7 protein-coding genes are annotated in these 16,299 nt (G+C 48.7%); 3 read left to right on the forward strand and 4 right to left on the reverse strand.

All coding sequences use genetic code 11. The annotated features are described in order from the left end of the window. Positions 1 to 25 precede the first annotated feature (25 nt). A complete protein-coding gene (locus tag ACO08K_RS28995; RefSeq protein ID WP_421799997.1) occupies positions 26 to 6,178 on the reverse strand; it encodes an alpha-2-macroglobulin family protein in 6,153 nt (2,050 codons plus the stop codon). Between the two features lie 207 nt (positions 6,179 to 6,385). On the opposite strand from ACO08K_RS28995, the gene ACO08K_RS29000 reads away from it, so the two are divergent. Further along, complete coding sequence (locus ACO08K_RS29000; protein WP_421799998.1) at positions 6,386 to 6,751, forward strand: protease inhibitor I42 family protein; 366 nt, start codon at positions 6,386 to 6,388, stop codon at positions 6,749 to 6,751. Positions 6,752 to 6,843: 92 nt separating this feature from the next. Beyond that, positions 6,844 to 8,211: a C1 family peptidase gene (locus tag ACO08K_RS29005; RefSeq protein ID WP_421799999.1), complete on the forward strand. Its 1,368-nt coding sequence runs from the start codon at positions 6,844 to 6,846 to the stop codon at positions 8,209 to 8,211. Between the two features lie 121 nt (positions 8,212 to 8,332). Here the strand turns inward: ACO08K_RS29005 and ACO08K_RS29010 are convergent, their stop codons facing one another. Next, positions 8,333 to 9,526, reverse strand: coding sequence for a nucleoside permease (locus tag ACO08K_RS29010; RefSeq protein ID WP_421800000.1), 1,194 nt, complete (start codon positions 9,524 to 9,526; stop codon positions 8,333 to 8,335). Between the two features lie 172 nt (positions 9,527 to 9,698). Here ACO08K_RS29010 and ACO08K_RS29015 point away from each other — a divergent pair, with 172 nt between their 5' ends. Then, positions 9,699 to 10,697, forward strand: a complete 999-nt coding sequence (locus ACO08K_RS29015; RefSeq protein WP_421800001.1) for a hypothetical protein — start codon at positions 9,699 to 9,701, stop codon at positions 10,695 to 10,697. An 85-nt stretch (positions 10,698 to 10,782) separates the two neighbouring features. On the opposite strand, the gene ACO08K_RS29020 is transcribed toward ACO08K_RS29015, so the two are convergent. Further along, positions 10,783 to 11,562: an enoyl-CoA hydratase/isomerase family protein gene (locus ACO08K_RS29020; protein ID WP_421800002.1), complete on the reverse strand. Its 780-nt coding sequence runs from the start codon at positions 11,560 to 11,562 to the stop codon at positions 10,783 to 10,785. A 119-nt stretch (positions 11,563 to 11,681) separates the two neighbouring features. Further along, entirely contained in the window at positions 11,682 to 15,878 is a 4,197-nt protein-coding gene (locus tag ACO08K_RS29025; RefSeq protein WP_421800003.1) for an HYR domain-containing protein, read from the reverse strand. Positions 15,879 to 16,299: the final 421 nt, after the last annotated feature.

Here is a 16,299-nt window from a genome sequence, read left to right on the forward strand (position 1 = left end):
CGACTAGCTTTTTAATCCAAAACCCCTACTTCACCTCAACCCTCTCCCCACTCGAAAAGCTACTAAACTCCGGTGCATACATACACTGGATGCTACTGATTCCATTTGAAAAAGTCCCTTTGTGCACCACCCGCAGCGGGTATTCAAACACATAAGTCCCTTTCCTTAGGTAATCGATGAAGAAGTGGGTAGCAGCGTCGCCGGTGCTTTCATAGTAGCCCAGGCCGCCCTGGTATTTGTATTGGCTCAGCACGTTCATCGGTTCGAAGCCGGAGGCGCGCATGTCTTTCAGGTGGATGTATTCCATATCGCGGTCAGAGCGCAGTTCTACCCGTACGATCAGTTTGTCGCCGGGGCGGAGTGGCTCGGTGGCGGTGATCTCGCGTAGTTTCAGGCCGGTTGCAGTTTTTTCCTCTTTGAAGAGTTTTTTGCGCAGCGTCAGCGGCGTTGCTTCGAAGCCTTTGATTTTGTCCAGTTGTTCGAAGTATTGCCAGTACATAGCGCCCCAGGCGATGCCCGCGTTGGGGTTGCTCACGCTCACCTGCTCCATACCTGGCTGGATGTCTTTGCCCTTCCAGGAGGTTTTGAAGTAGCCTGTGCCCGGTTCGGCGTCGTTTTGCGCTTTGCCGATGCTCGCCTGTGCCGCTTTATTCTTCAGTTGTTTGAACTCCAGTTTCACCGGTTGCGCGTCGGCCAGCATCTCCACTTTACCTTGGGTCACCAGCAGGGCGTAGATCGCTTCCGAAGTCGCCTTGGTGGTTTTCCAGTGGGTGGTCTGTTTGTTGCGCAGCAGCCATACCTTCAGTTCGTCCACCACTTTGTCGTCTTTGCCGACCTCGGCGAAGAGTTCGATCATCAAGGACTGCGTTTCGATTGGTGCCTCGTACCAGTAGTAGCCCGCGGGCGATTTCCAGTACATGCCCAGCTCTTCGGAACGGATGGCGCGTTCTCCCAGTGATTTTACGATCTGGGCAGGAGTGGTTTTGTCCTCAAAGCGGTGCAGCGCTAGAGCCAACATCCCCTGTTGGTAGTTGCCCTTTTTGGTCCAGTAGGTTTTGGCCTGTTGGATGAAGTAGTTGCGCGCTTCGGTAGCTTCCTTGGTGCTGGTCGCTTTAGGATAAAAGCTGCGGGTATACAGATAGTGGATGTACATGTCCCAGAGGTTGTCGTCGGACAACTTCAGGCGTTTATCCTTTTCTGCTTTTTTCAGGTCCTCATAGGCCTTAACCACCTGAGCATCGCAATATTCGATGGCTTTCAGCGCCATTTCATCACTCGCCAGTTTGGGTTTTACGCCCAGTTTGGCCAGGTGCCCAAAGCCCGAAGCCAGGTGTTGGGTGATGTACCAACTGCCCGTACCGCCAGGGAACCAGCTCCAGCCGCCGTCCGCCATTTGGCGTTCGCGCAATTTGCCCAGGGCTGCTACCTCTTCGTTGGCCATGCGGTCGAGATCGAATAGGATGGCGATTTGTTGGCGTTGTTTTTCCTCACTTTGTGCTTCTAGTACCCAGGGCGTTTCTTCCAGGAGTACTGACTTCAGTTCTTGGTTGGCACGCAGATTGCTCTGCAAAGCCGTGGCTGAACCTTTCCACTTGTCGAACACCTGGCGGATTTTCGGGTGTTGATCGACTACGTGTGCAGCCAGAGTATTCGCGTAATAACGGCTGAAAATCTGCTCCGAGCATTCATGTGGGTATTCCATCAAGTACGGCAATGCCTTCACCGCCAACCAGGCTGGGTTAGAGGTAAATTCCAGCGTAAACTGGTGCGGCTGCATGGTGCTCGACTTGAAGCCCTCGCCCATCGAAGCCAGGGTGAAGTTTTTGTTCTGCTTGCTGCGCACAAACAATGGCAAAGTTTCCGTCACCAACATGCGGTTGCTCAGCACAGGCAAGGCATTTTCCTCCCCGTCACTAAAGCTACCCGCTGAAGCCATCACCCGGTAGGTCACCGCGCTGGCGCCGCCTACGGGGATTTTCAATTTCCAGGACAAAGGCGCCGACTGCCCAATCGCTACAGTGAAGGACTGCGAGCTATTGTTATTCGCCAATTGGCCATCGATTGCCTGCCCATTCACGGCGTCAAACAACTGCAAGGAGGCCATGCCCGTGAGGACTTGCCCACTCAGGTTGCTCACCTTGGCGGTGAATTCTATCTCATCCCCTTCGCGCAGGAAACGTGGCGCGTTGGGTTGTACCATCAGTTCTTTTTGGGTTACTACCGAGCGGGTGGTGCTGCCAATTTTCAGGTCTTTGGTATGCGCCAGACCCAGGAATTTCCAGCGGGTCAGCGCCTCGTTCATCTTGAACTTGATGATGATGGCACCGCTGGCATCGGTGGCCAGTTCGGGTAGAAAAAAGACCGTTTCTTTGAGGTTGGTACGGGGCTGGAAGTCGGCAGGTTTGGCCGTTGGCTTGGCTTCAGCTGCTGGCTTATCCTCCAGTTCCATACTGTCGTCTTTTGATTTCTTCTCTCTTGCATAAGCTTCAGGCTTCAGGTCGTGTGCTCCCGGCGGGGCTGGTGCCATTGCAGGCTCTTCCTGACTCATGCTGTATGCAACATCCGGCGCACTTCGCGACATTGTACGAGCGCGGCCACCCATTAGCCGTACATCTCCACCTTCCGCATCATAAATGTAACCAAACCAGTTCAGGCTTGGGTAAGCACGACCAGCCACTTCACCCTGATTGGTACTGATGAAATAATTGGCAGAAGTTGCCCCAAAAGCCTGGTTGTTCCAGCGATACGAGGAGTAAGACTGGCTACCAAAAGGCCACATGTACCAACTATTGGCAGCAAATTGGTCCAATGACTCATCGTATAGCGCAGCCACCATTTCTGCGGCTACTTGTTCCCCTTTCGGGCCACTAATGCGCAAGCGCCATTCTTCGTCCTGGCCGGGTTTGAGTTTGTCGCGGAAGCTCTGGTATTCTACTTTCAGTTCCTGATTGCTCCAGGGCACATTCAAGGTCAGGTGATCGCTGTAGGCACGGCCATTCCACACGTAGGCGAGCAGGTACTGCACGTTCCCACGGTCGGCCTCTTTCACCAGGTAACTTTCCTCGGCCCATTTTTGGAGGCTGATCCATTTGCGGTCGCGGATGCGGTTGTTTTTTTCGGTTTCAATCAGGATTTTGAGGTTCGGCAAACCGGAGTACATCATGAGGTCGGCCATTTCTTCCGGCTCAAAACTGCTTTGATCCCATTCACGCATCAGGATGGTACTGGCGGGAATTTGTTTGCTTACACTGTTGTAGGCCTGGAAGTATTTGGTGATTTCAATTTTTTCACCCTTGGCATCTTGGGTACTCAGTTCCAGGGCGTAATGACCTGCACTGAGGTTCATCATCGGCAACTCCAGACTATCGTTTTGAGCGGTATTGAAATTTTGATCAAAAATCAAATCCTGCTTGGCCCAGTTTTCAGGTTTGTCCTCCTGGCCAAAAGGCAGGTTGGGGAAAGCTGCCCGGAAATCTTTTTCGGCAATGCTGGGGCGATCTGGAGCATCCCACAAACGATTCTGATAAGGTTGTTCAGGCCCTTTCAGTCGGTAAATTTTCACACGCCCGCTGGCGGCCTGGAATTGTCCGTCCAGGTTTTGGGTGCGGATGCCCAGGTAATAGGTCTTGGCCTGATTCATTTTTTCCTCCAGATCCAATTCCACATTCAAACCAATGTAACCAATGGTCACACTGCGTTGGCCAGAGTGGGTTTCGCCGGTAATGTCCACCACATCGGCGTAAACGGTGAATTGGAATTCAGGTTTGTCCGCTGCTGCCACATTCCGATCAGGAATAGCCTGGAAGCTGATGCTGAACAAGCCCTGGTCGTCGGTTTGGGTTTCACCCTGGGCAATTTCCTGCTCTTCGCTGTTGCCGGGCCAGTAGCCACCCCAACGCCACATCATCCACCAGGGAATGCGGGTTTGACGCACCACGCGGTAGGTAACCTTGGCACCAGTGATGTTGTTGCCCGCAAAAGCTTTTGCGTCGCCTTTGACGGTAATTTGCTGATCCAGTTTTGGTTCCCCTTCTAAGGGCTTCATGGCCACTTCGAAGGTGGGGCGTTTGTATTCTTCCACGTTAAAACTGGTCGAAGAAGCGCCAATGCTGCTGATCAGGCTCATCCGTCCGCGCAGTCCGCCCGCAGGGGCTACGAAGGTACCGTTGAAGGAACCATAAGCATTGGTCACCAGTTCTTTGTGTTCAATTTCCTGGTTATTGGCATCAAAGAAGGTCACGGTCACTTTGGTGTTGGTCAAAATGACCGGCTTCTGATTGGGGCGGTTTTCCACCGCGATACCTTTAAAGTAGATCGTTTGTCCGGGCCGATAAATGGCGCGATCCAGAAAGAAGTAAGTGTTTTGCGTAATGTCTTCGCGCAACTCTCGGCTGTAACTGTAGTAGCTGTCGTTTAGGTACAGGTAGTCCTTGCCCTGAATGAAACGCACGCGGATGGAACGGTCGCGGATATTGGAAGAAACGAAGCCATCGGCATCCGTTTTGGCTTTGCCAATTTCTATATCATCGTAAGTGCGGGAAGTACGGTTGTATTCATTGCTGAAAAAAGTCGCTTCCACACCAGGAATGGGGTCACCCGTTTGGCGATTGACCACAACCAGATTCAGGGCACCCGTATCGTCGTTGCGAGTCAGGATGCCGAAGTTGGAGACGTGGAAAAAGGCAATCGCAGGGCGGCGTTCCTTATTGCCCATGGCCTCATCGTCGGCAGCCAAAAGGGCATAAAAGCCCAGGTCGAGCCCATCGGTTTTGATTTCGGTGAAGTGTTCTTGCAGGTCGCCGTCATCGGGTAGTGTAGCCGTCCACTTCCGGATGGGTTTGAGTTTGCGTAGGAATGCATCTCCCTCTTCCTGGCGCATTTTGCGGTGTTTGTCGCGTTGGTCAGGAGTGAGCTGCACAAGGCGCAAGAAGGTTTTGCTGGCATTGCGGAAACCAATCTGAATCAAAACTGGCTCTTTCGGGCTGCTCACTTCCTCCAGTTGCAGGTTCACGCTGCGGTTACTAAGGCTAGCAACCAGGTTTTTACACAACTGCGCACTGTTCGATTTGGGGAATTTTTTGATACAATCCTCACAAATTGTCTTGGCCTTTTTCAGGTCCAGGCGGTATTTTTCGGTGCTTTTGTCCTGGGCGTTGTACAAGCGACCCTTTTGGGCAAAGTGTTGCGCCATGCGGTAGGTAGCTCCGCCAGCAGCAGGATGAGTCGGGTATTTTTTCACCAAATTCTCCAATGCCGCCAGGTACAAATCATCCTTATTGGCAAGGGTCGCATTTTCTTTTACAAAATCAAGGCGCAACAATTCGGCGTCAATCAATGCATCAGGGGCAGGATCATTCAAGTGAAATTTAATGACCTCCTGATACAAGAGTAAAGCGCGGCGTTGGTACGACGTCTCGTCCTTACTTGGGAAACTTGCGGAAGCAAAACTGGCCGCATCACCAAAAGCGGCTGGATTGTCGATGTAAAATTTATAGGCTGGTGTAGCTACCCGGCTCCGTGAGTTGGCAAAATGACTGATGGCACGGTGCGCCAACACGTCGAACAAGGTTGGACGCAAGCCTTCGGTATTGACCCCTGGCAACAAAATGGGGTCAAAATTTTTCAAGGGTGTGCTGCGCAAACCCTGCCCTTCCACCGAAGCCAGGTAAAGTTTGGCGCTTTCATCCTGGATTTGCTCCGCCGACCAGGTGGCCAGGTCATCAGGCTTGTAATCGGCGATGGTGGTGCGGTTGTTGAGGCGCCAGTAATTTTCATCCTGGTATTTTTGGTACAACTGCCCCAACATGGACTGGAGGATGTTTTTTTCTGGAAAAGCAGCCCCATTCACCTCTTCCTGAAGGCGGTTGATGGCCAGGATTTCACCGTTTTCTTCCAGGTTAGCCAGGTATTTGCTGCGGTAAATCAGGGCTTTGAGGACTTGGGCCGATTCTTTCTCTTGTTTCGCCCGAGTGTAAAGTGCATCTACCTTTTCCAGGGCAGTGCGTAGTAAACCCTGATTTTCCAGGGAGTCGATCTGCTTCCATTCTTTAGGATAGTCTTTCAAGGTCATTTGGCGTTGGGTTGAAAAGATGTTTTTGCTGAACCCCGTCAAGATGACTAGGGTACTTGCTAGAGCGAGGAGTGTCCATTGGATTATTGACTTCTGGTTGTTTTTCATCGTGGTATGTTTATCAAGCACCGGATGCAAAGACTTATAAAATTACATAAAAAAATGTTACGAAATGGGCTTTTATGCCTCGGTTCCTTAACTTTTTCAGCACTGTTTTTATTGTTTGAAAGTTTTTTCAAAAAAAAATTCCAAAAAGCTGGAACGCCCCCTACCCTCTCCCACACCTACTTGTGAACGTTCACCAAAATCATAGTTATGAAATGGTTGATCAGCTTTCTATTTATTCTGGCACAATGCCAAACTGACCCTGACATGATCCCTGAACAACACACCATTCGCGCCAAAGTAGGCGAAAAGTTTACGATTGAGTTACCCGGCAGCATCGCGACCGGCTACAGTTGGGCTTTGGCCAATCCAGTGGACAGCCAATTTGTACATCTGGAAAGCCAAACCCACCAGGAATCTGAAAAAACCACCGACGGAAAATCGGGCATGGATGTATTTGTGTTCAAAACATTGAAACAAGGCAAGACCACGCTGGATTTTGTGTACCGGAGGCCTTTTAACAAGCAGATTCCTGCGGATGCCAAACGAGAAAGCTACACCGTACAGATTGACTAAAAAGTTAGGAGGTATTGTCTCCTTAAAACGACCAATACCTCCTTCCCCCATAAATCCCAAAATTCTATCACCAACCCTTTAAGCAGATTACCATGAAAAAGTTAACCTTTGCTGGCTTTACCAAGCCGCTCTACCTTTTTGCATTATTGTTGAGCGCTTGTAGCATGTACGCTCAAGTTCAAGTTCCCCAGATTTACATCAACCGTGAAATTCAAGCTCCCCAGCCCATCAAACTGGAGTTGCAACAACAGCGCCAGTTTATTGCAACCCAAAAATTACCTTTTGCAGTAGGTTTCACCTCCGTATCGGGTCGCCCCATCGCTCAGATCACCGGTGAACGGGAACCAAATCCGCAACAACTCCAGAGCATCAACAATTACCTGCGCACCAAAACCTTCACCATTGACCCAGGTGTATTGGCTTGTAATGCAGGTTTGGCAGCTTATGACGCCCGCAGCAAGGGGCATGTTACTCCTGTCCGCGATCAGGGTGGTTGTGGCAGTTGCTGGGCTTTTGGTACCGTTGCGGCTTATGAGTCCAACTACCTGAAAGTAAATGGCGGTGCAGCAGCTTCATTGAACCTTTCCGAACAGCAAGTACTCTCCTGCTCTGGCGGTGGTGACTGTAGTGGAGGGATGTCCAACTTGGTTTACCAATGGTGGGTAGACGGCAACAACAGTGTAACTACTGAAGCTACCTATCCTTATACAACTTCTTACACCGCTTGTGCTCCCAAACCTGCTACCACTTACAAAGCGGAAGCTTGGGGCCTGGCCGATCCGGCAGCAACTTATGCCGGTATCGCCTCGGTAGCCAAAATCAAAGAAGCCATTTGTAAATATGGTTCAGTTGCTTCCAGTGTAATGGTTGATGGTTTGTTCCAAAACTATGTAGCGGGCGTATTCATTGGCTTTCCTAGCAACTACGGCGCTCCTTCTTCCAACCACGTGGTACAAATTATCGGCTGGGATGATGCCAAAGGCGCCTGGTTGATCAAAAACTCCTGGGGAACCGATTGGGGCATGGGTGGTCTGATGTGGATCAAGTACAACGCCAACAACATCGGTCGCCGGGCAGTATGGGTGAAGGCCAAAACCAATCTGGTGCTGGTTAATCCTGGTATCGTAGTGAATCCCGGTATCGTAGTTGGCATTCTTGACAATTGGGTTAATGTTGATCCAAACACGGGTGGTTTGACCAAAATCAACTTCGTAGATGGTGGCAACAACATCGCAACCTGGGGTCAGTGCTCCCCACAAGATTGTGACTGGGGCAAAGCGCCAGTAGCCCAAGTGAATGGCAATCCAAATTATACCCACACTGCAATTTACAACCAAGGTTTTGTGCTCCGTACCCTCTACCTCAATAAACAGGGTACGAGTATGAAAGTAGTCATGGTTAGCAAATTCAATGATGCCCGAGGCACGCAGACGTCGACGATGACGTTTAAGAAAGCGTGAAAAGTGAAAAGTGAAAAGTGAAAAGTGAAAAGTGAAAAGTGAAAAGTGAAAAGTGAAAAGTGAAAAGTGAAAAAAATACACGAATTGGTGAAATCCAAACGGTGTACTCACTTTTCACTTTTCACTTTTCACTCCTAAAGAAGAACGCAAAGCCCAGCAAAATCGCCACCGCCAATCCGGCAGGCACCATCCAGATTGAAGTCCAGTTGTGCACTCCATCGGCATTGTACATGTCTACTACATAGCCGCTGATGTAGGATCCGATGAACATACCGATGCCGTAAGTAGCCAGCGTAATCATACCTTGAGCGGAACTTTTAAAGCGCACCCCAGCTTGTTGTTCGGTATAAATTTGGCCCGTTACAAAGAAGAAGTCGTAACAAACACCGTGTAGAATAATCCCCACGATCAGCATCCAGTAATTCTCGCCAGCATCGCCATAGGCAAAACAGATGTAGCGCAGTGCCCAGGCCAACATTCCCACCAGCAAAATCCTTTTAATGCCATAGCGAATCAAGGCTACTGGCAGAACCAACATGAAAGCAATTTCGCTGATTTGTCCCCAACTCATTTTTCCAGCAGCGCCTACCATTCCCGCTTCGTTCAAAAAAGGGTTGGCGAAGTTGTAATAAAAGGACAGCGGAATACACACCAAAATGGAACCGATGAAAAAGATCAGGTAAGATGAATTCTTCAGCATGCCCAGTGCTTCCAAGCCCAGAATATCACTGATGGAGATTTTTTCTTCTTTACTTTTGGGTGGAGGCGTATTGGGAAGGAAAAAGCTAAAAACACCCAATGCTGCCGAAGCAATTGCTCCAATCAAAAAGGTTTGATCCAGAGACTTGGTTTTTTCCAAGGCCAAATACGCAATAATGTTGCCCACCACAATCCAGCCAATGGTGCCCAAAACCCGTACCGGGGGGAATTCTTTGGCCGTATCGCTCATTTGTCGGAAAGCGACTGCATTGACCAGGGCCAAAGTAGGCATGTACAACAACATATAAGTGAGGATCAATGGATAAAAACCATTAAAAGTACTTTGTTGCCCCAGCAAGTACAACACCACGGCACCAATCAGATGCAAAACGCCCAAAATGCGCTGTGCAGGAAAAAAACGATCGGCAATCAAGCCAATGAAGAATGGCGCAATAATCGCCCCAATACTCACCGTTTGGTAGGCCAGACCAATTTGCACTCCAGTAGCCTGAAGGTTATCCCCCAGATAGGTTCCCATTGTAACATACCAGGAACCCCAAATCAGGAACTCCAGGAACATCATGGCCATCAATTGAAAGCGTGTCGTTGTACTCATAATTTGTGAAAGGCTTGGGTAAAAAAGGTGAAATTATACTTGGGTAAAAGTAAAAAAGCCGGAATAATTTATGGTGATATTTCTTTTTAATTTTGTGAGAGGTAAATAAAATCCCAGAATGCGCTAATTATTCCTAAATTTCGGGCATCTTCCAAACCAAATTTTTCAATCTATGAAGCTTACACCTTTTGCCAAAATTTTAATTCTGGCGCTGGTTGCCGTGGGAATCTTTTTTGCGGTACGTAAATATTTGCCACAAAATACGACCACAACTACGACCAAAACTGAAGAAAAGACTTCCCCGGCCAGGCCCGTAGAGGAAGAAGAAGAAAAACCAAGTACTAAATCAAAGACAAACCCTGGCCGGGCGGCCTTCAGCTATTTGCCTCCTGCCCCGGTCAATGGTACGCTGAAAGGGGTGGTGGAATTGGGCGCTTCTGGTTTCAACTCGTTTATCATCAACGTTGACGCTAAAAAAACCTGGAAGCTTGAAAAAGCGGAGTTTGGCTCCAGTCTGGTGTACGAAAACATGGCTACCGACGATGATGTACGCGCGGGGCTTAAAAATTACATCGGCAACATGCTTGCTTATGGCGTAGCGGGAAAAGACATTCACTTCGTGGTAAGCTCCGGGGCACTCAAAACGCCAGAAACCCAAAAAATCTCCAAGGGGCTCAAGTCACTCAAGTATTTTGTCAATCCGGTAACCGCTGAACAAGAAGGTGCCTATGCACTCAAATGTGTATTGCCAGCCTCGTACGCGGGTGAAGCCTTTGTATTGGACATTGGCTCAGGCAACACCAAGGTTTCCTGGATGGAAGCTGGCGAAATCAAAAGCTTCGAAACTTATGGTTCCAAGTATTACCAAAACAATGTAAGCGACCAGGCGGCATACGACGAAGCAGCTTCCATTGCTGCTCAAATCCCTGCTTCCAAACGCAAGGTATGCTTCATCATTGGTGGTATTCCTTTTGAGTTTGCGAAAGCGATTCGCAATGGCAAGGAACGGTATACTGTACTGACCAAACCAGAAGACATTAAAGCAGAAGGGGGCAAACAAAAATCGGGCCTGAACATCTACAAGGCTTTTGCTGACGAGACCGGCTGCAAAACCTTCGTATTTGATTGGGATGCTAACTTTACGATTGGGTTCTTGCTGGATCTGAAATAAAAAGTGAAAAGTGAAAAGTGAAAAGTGAAAAGTGAAAAGTGAAAAGTGAAAAAAATAACACTTTTCACTTTTCATTTTTCACTTTTTACTCTCCTTTAAAATTTGCCACTCTCTTTTCCACAAAAGCGCTCGCCCCTTCGCGGAAGTCAGCGGTTTTGGTAGTTTCGCCAAAGGCTTTGATTTCATAAGCAAATCCATCAACTCCATCTTCAAAATAAGCATTGATGGATTCGATGACTTTGGCAATGGCGATGGGCCCTTTGGTGCCAATTTTTTCGATCAGGCTTTTGGCCATGTTCACTTCTTCTCCTGCGGGCACCACGTAATTGACCAGGCCCAGGCGATAGGCCTCTGGAGCATCGATCATATCAGCAGTCATACAGAATTCCAGGGCTTTACTTTTACCAATCAATTGGGTCAAACGCTGGGTGCCGCCGTAACCCGGGATGATGCCCAGATTGACTTCAGGTTGTCCAAATCGGGCCTTCTCCCCGGCTACCCGCAAATGGCAAGCCATTGCCAATTCACAACCACCGCCTAGCGCGAAGCCATTCACCGCAGCAATCACTGGTTTGGGGAATCGCTCAATCAAAAAGAAGGTATCCTGGCCGTATTGAGCCATGTTTTGGCCTTTGTTGTCTAAATCCAGGAACTCCTTGATGTCGGCACCAGCGACAAAAGCGCGGTCACCTGCTCCGGTTAGGACGACGCCTTTCAGGTCTTTACGCGTGGGCAAATCCTCGGCAAAAAGGTAGTTCAATTCCTGCATGGTGCGGGTATTGAGCGCATTGAGGGCTTTCTCGCGGTTGAAGGTAACGAGGAGAATGTTGTTTTCGTGGGTGAGGAGGAGGTTTTCGTAAGTCATGGTTAGGATCTGATTTTGGGGGTAAAATAGGGAGAAATATAGAAAAAGAAAATGGGTGTTTCAAAGTAAATATCCTCCAAAACACCCAATGAAAGAATTGAGTAATCAATGCACTATAATCACTGCATCACAAATTTCTCCACACCAACTACCCTTCCTTTCTCAACAACTTGCAACAAATACATCCCACCCGCCAGGTTTTCAGCCTGCACCGTTTGCAGCTTATTCCCAGTTTGGGTCGGTTTTTCCAATACCAGTCGACCCGCAAGGTCGGTGACGCGAAGAGTCATACCAATGGTAGCAGGCTGTGGCAATTCCACATTGAAACTGCCCGGATTGGGGTTGGGGAAGATGCGAATTGGTTTTAAAGCAGACAATTGTTTGGTGTCACTGATGCTGCTGGTACACATGCTCAGGTTGTCGATGCCCACCACTGATGGTTGTACATCATCATCATTCTGAAGACAAATGATCAGGTACTTAAAGTCTGGATTCGGGCTCGCTTTTACCGATACAACCACATTGGTCCAGGCCGCACTGGTATCACTGATCATGTGTCGGTAGAGTATTTGTGACGGCCCGCCAGAGATGCTATCGGGTTCCAGACGGAACTCCAGAACGGTTCCCGGAGGTGAACTTTTGCCCAGGTAATTTTTATAATCGAACTCGATAGTGGTAAATATATTTGGCGACAGGTTTACTTGTTGCCAAATTCCTGAAAAACTTCCCTTACCGCCATTGAGGATCAGGTGGCCTGCATCGCCGCTACCGGAGCTGTCTACTCCGAATACAAATGCTCTTCCATGCGAAGGGAATACTGCAGTCCAAGGCTTCCTTGGACCTCTATCCAAATCCCCCGCTTCGACACCTTCTGTAAAATCTCCGTTTAGGATCACATCGTTTGCACAGAAAGTAACATTAGGGTCAATGCCTCCTGGGTTACATTTTACTTTTACCTTTTGGCAAAACTTTGCTTCACATTTCTGGCCATTGGGTTCTGTTCGAATCACCGTCATACAAACCACATAAATGCCTGAGCTGCTGAAGGTGATCATTTTGACATTGTTGCCAGTAGTGGTACCTGGTAAATTCACACCGTTCACCGACCAGCTGACAACGTCATTGGAACAGAGTGCAACTGGCCTAAAATTGCGTTTGCAACTGCCAGGTGCCTGTTTGGCAACTGCATTAAAGCCGTGGGCGATGTCTGCCTTGAGATCGTCGCAAGAGCAAGGGCAGGCTGGCACTTCAAATTTGAAAGAACAAGGGCACTCTTTTCCACCACATTTGCGACTGATGTGGAGCACGTAGGTTCCTGGGGTCGTACAAAGGTTCCAGGGGATGGATACGTCGAAGTGTGGATAGGTCGAGTTGGAAACCCCCGGAACGTCAGGCAGCGTCCCCGGGCGATCCAGCACCCATTTCACGGTGTCGTTGCCACAAGCATCCGGAATGCATCGGTAATTGCCGTGGATCAGGTAATTCTGGCCGGGTTTTGGGCAAGGTACGGACAATGCCGGAAGATTATTGCCGCCGCACCGAATGGGGCTTGAAAATCCTCCGTTGATTTGCAAAAAGGTGGCCCAATCGAGCGCACTACACTCGCAACTATCACAATTTACCCGTACGGTGGTACACATTTGTTTGCTTTGACACCCGTCAAACACGGTTACACAAATCTGGTGAATGCCACTTTGGGTAAAATTAAAGGTCCAGGAGCCACCCGGATCGGTAATCACCTGAGGGGCAACTCCACCATCCAGGACAGGCGGAGTACTGAAAAGGTAACAGGAATCAAACTGCGGAGCAGTCACGGTCACACTGCATCCCTTGTTGTCTACGGTGAACCCTTGATTGATCAGTGCAGCGAACGTGAGCGAGTCGGTACAGCAAGAGTCACATGGAGGAGTAACACAACTTGCACAAACGGACACGTCGTCGATGTAATAATAAGACCCAGTGTAAAAACCACCAAGGTTCGTTTGTGGAGTAGTGGCAACGTTGTCATAGAAATTCCCAATCACCAGATACTGTTCCCCACCACTAGCCAGGTAAGTTCCGCTGATTTGGGTCCAATTGGTTTTGTCGGTAATAAATGTACCAGTGGGATGCATGACTTGTGGTACAAAAGGAAGCACGGGCGCCGCTGCAATCGGACCTACAGGAGCCAGAGAAAGAAAGGCTCCAAATTTGTCAATGGCCCACTGCGCCTGATCAGCCAGGTTTACATAGAACGAAACCTGATAAGTATTGCCCGCCACTAGCGGTGCGCTGAGTTTTACTTCAAGGTATTCCCGATAGAGGTTGGTGGGCCGCAAAATGAACCCGGCGTATCCCGAGCCCGTACGTGGCACTTGAGTACCAAATGAATTGACGGGAGTGCTGACATTACTGGCAACAGGAGCACAACTGTTGTAATAATCCGAAGACCCTCCGGTAGTTGGCAGTGACCAGATTGCTGCCGTGAAGGGCGGTGAAATCCCCGGTGGGCAAGTGGTAAACTGTTCAAAACTTGGATTGGGAACCAGGTTATTGCGGCATGGCACATTACAATCAAAAAGCAGGGTATCGGTACAGGCCAAATAGGGCACATCATTGGGCCCATACACATACCAACGGAATACCACTAGTTGTGGTACCGGAGTAGCGTTGGTGATGTTGTCGAGACAAAACTGTAATGCATTGGCGTAATTACCCTGAGGAATACCTTTAAAAGGGTTGTGTTTGATGGAGATCAATGTACTGCTTGGCAATCCGGCAAACGCAAAACTACTGCTCAGATTGGGGCTACTGAAGGTTACGCCCGGGGTCAGGCTTGCTGCTTCCACATATGCTACTGGCCCCGCGTTTACTTTGAAATTCACACTGAAACAGCAGGCACCACTATCTACTTTGGATTTGGTAACAACGAGTGAATCGCAGGGAAAAGCAGGTGGGTCAGGGGGACATTTCACCGTCACCGTAAAACTACAAGTGGCCTTATTGCCGTCCATATCTACCACGGTGTAAGTCACAGTAGAAACCCCTTCCAAAAAAGTGCTCCCGCTGGCATCATTGTTTCCTGTAGCCGTAGTAGCACCACTTATGGCGTAGGTGACGGTCAACATGGGGCAGTTGTCGGATGTGGTTGGAGTTAGGCCTCGTACTATGGCTTGACAGCGCCCTTGTGCATTTTTGGTGCCGGTTACACTTGTACTGATGGGACAAGTGATTTTGGGCGTTTGATTGTCTCGCACGGTAAGTATATAGGCACAAGATCGGCTGACGTTCCCACATTTGTCCCTGGAAAAACAAACAATGGAATTTTCTCCTTTGGGGAACTGGGTTTGAGGCGTGATCAGGATCGAACTAGTGGAGGTAATCAAGGAGCAGATAATTTCCGGGGATACATCACAATTGTCCGATGCCGAAGGCTGGGGTAAGGTACCAGTAAAATAACACTGCCCGGGATTGGTGTTCACTGTTTGATTGCGTGGACAGATAATGAACGGCACTGCATTATCCGAGGCATCCACGGTATAACAAATTTTCGAGGAACAACCCTCTCCTTTCAAGGTCAGGCACACGTTGTAGGTGCCACATTTGCTGAATTGATGGATGGGGTTTGGCTCGGTCGAACTGTTGTTCACGCCACTTGCGGTGTCCCCAAAATCCCAGGAATAACCTATACCGCCGGGAACAATGGAAGTATTGTTGAATTGAACCTTGCCGCATCCATCCAGATTGGTAGTCGTATAATCAGCTTTACAAGCACAGCAGGCAAAATAAATGTCATCTATTCCAAAATCCCTAAAACTGCCCCCGGTCATCTGTCGGATGGCAATGGGCATACTTCTCAAGCCAACCGGACAAATACCCGTAAAGGAGTATTGGGTCCAGGTAGGTGAGGCTTGGCTAACGGTGAATTGTCTAACAGTTTGGCCATTGACAATCATCCCGAGATCAAAAATCAAGTCCCTGGATACATAAGCCGTGGCTACCCAAAATGAAAAAGTGTAAGTATCTCCAGGTGAAACAGGAACGGTGCTTGCCCATACATTAGCCGGGCCAGTAGAACTGCCATCTACAATCAGGTAATTCGTCCCTCCAGGCGTATGATTTCCCAAGGTTGACCAGCCCCGGCATTTTTGACCAAAATTGGCATTGACACAGACGCTGGCATCTACACAATCACAGTTGTAAGCCAATGCAGAGGTAAACCCGGCATTCCCAGCTTCAAAATCGCCGTTGATTATGACATTGGGACAGGGCATTTGTGCAAATAATCCTAGTTGGATCAGCACAAAGGCAAGGATTAAAAAGGTACATTTTTTCATGCCTGTTGTAATCTAACTGGTGAAAAAATTGGGTGAAAGCCAATTGCTCGCACTTATGTAATAAGCAATACACAGTTATTACTACACGGCCTTCGACAAGCCGTTAGCGGATAAGTGATTGAACTGTTCCGATTTTAAATTGATTTATGGGAATAGCATATCACTGTAGCAATGAATTAACTCCACAGCTATTTGGTGTATCCAAATTGAAAAATGTAAATCATCAAGACAGTATACAAGCTGAATTAGCTCAAAACGAGAGCTCGTTGTACATCAAAGGAAGCAATTAGAAGAGGAGAAAAGTTTCTATGTGCTTTGGGGTATTAAAGAAACAAGTACCCCCAAATTAGATATTATTTTACTCATTTTCAAGTGATAAGTATAAATATTTTTTTCTCATGCTTGTTTTCCAAAAGTTCAT

The sequence above is a fragment of the Haliscomenobacter sp. genome (assembly GCF_965225875.1).
Classification (GTDB): domain Bacteria; phylum Bacteroidota; class Bacteroidia; order Chitinophagales; family Saprospiraceae; genus Haliscomenobacter.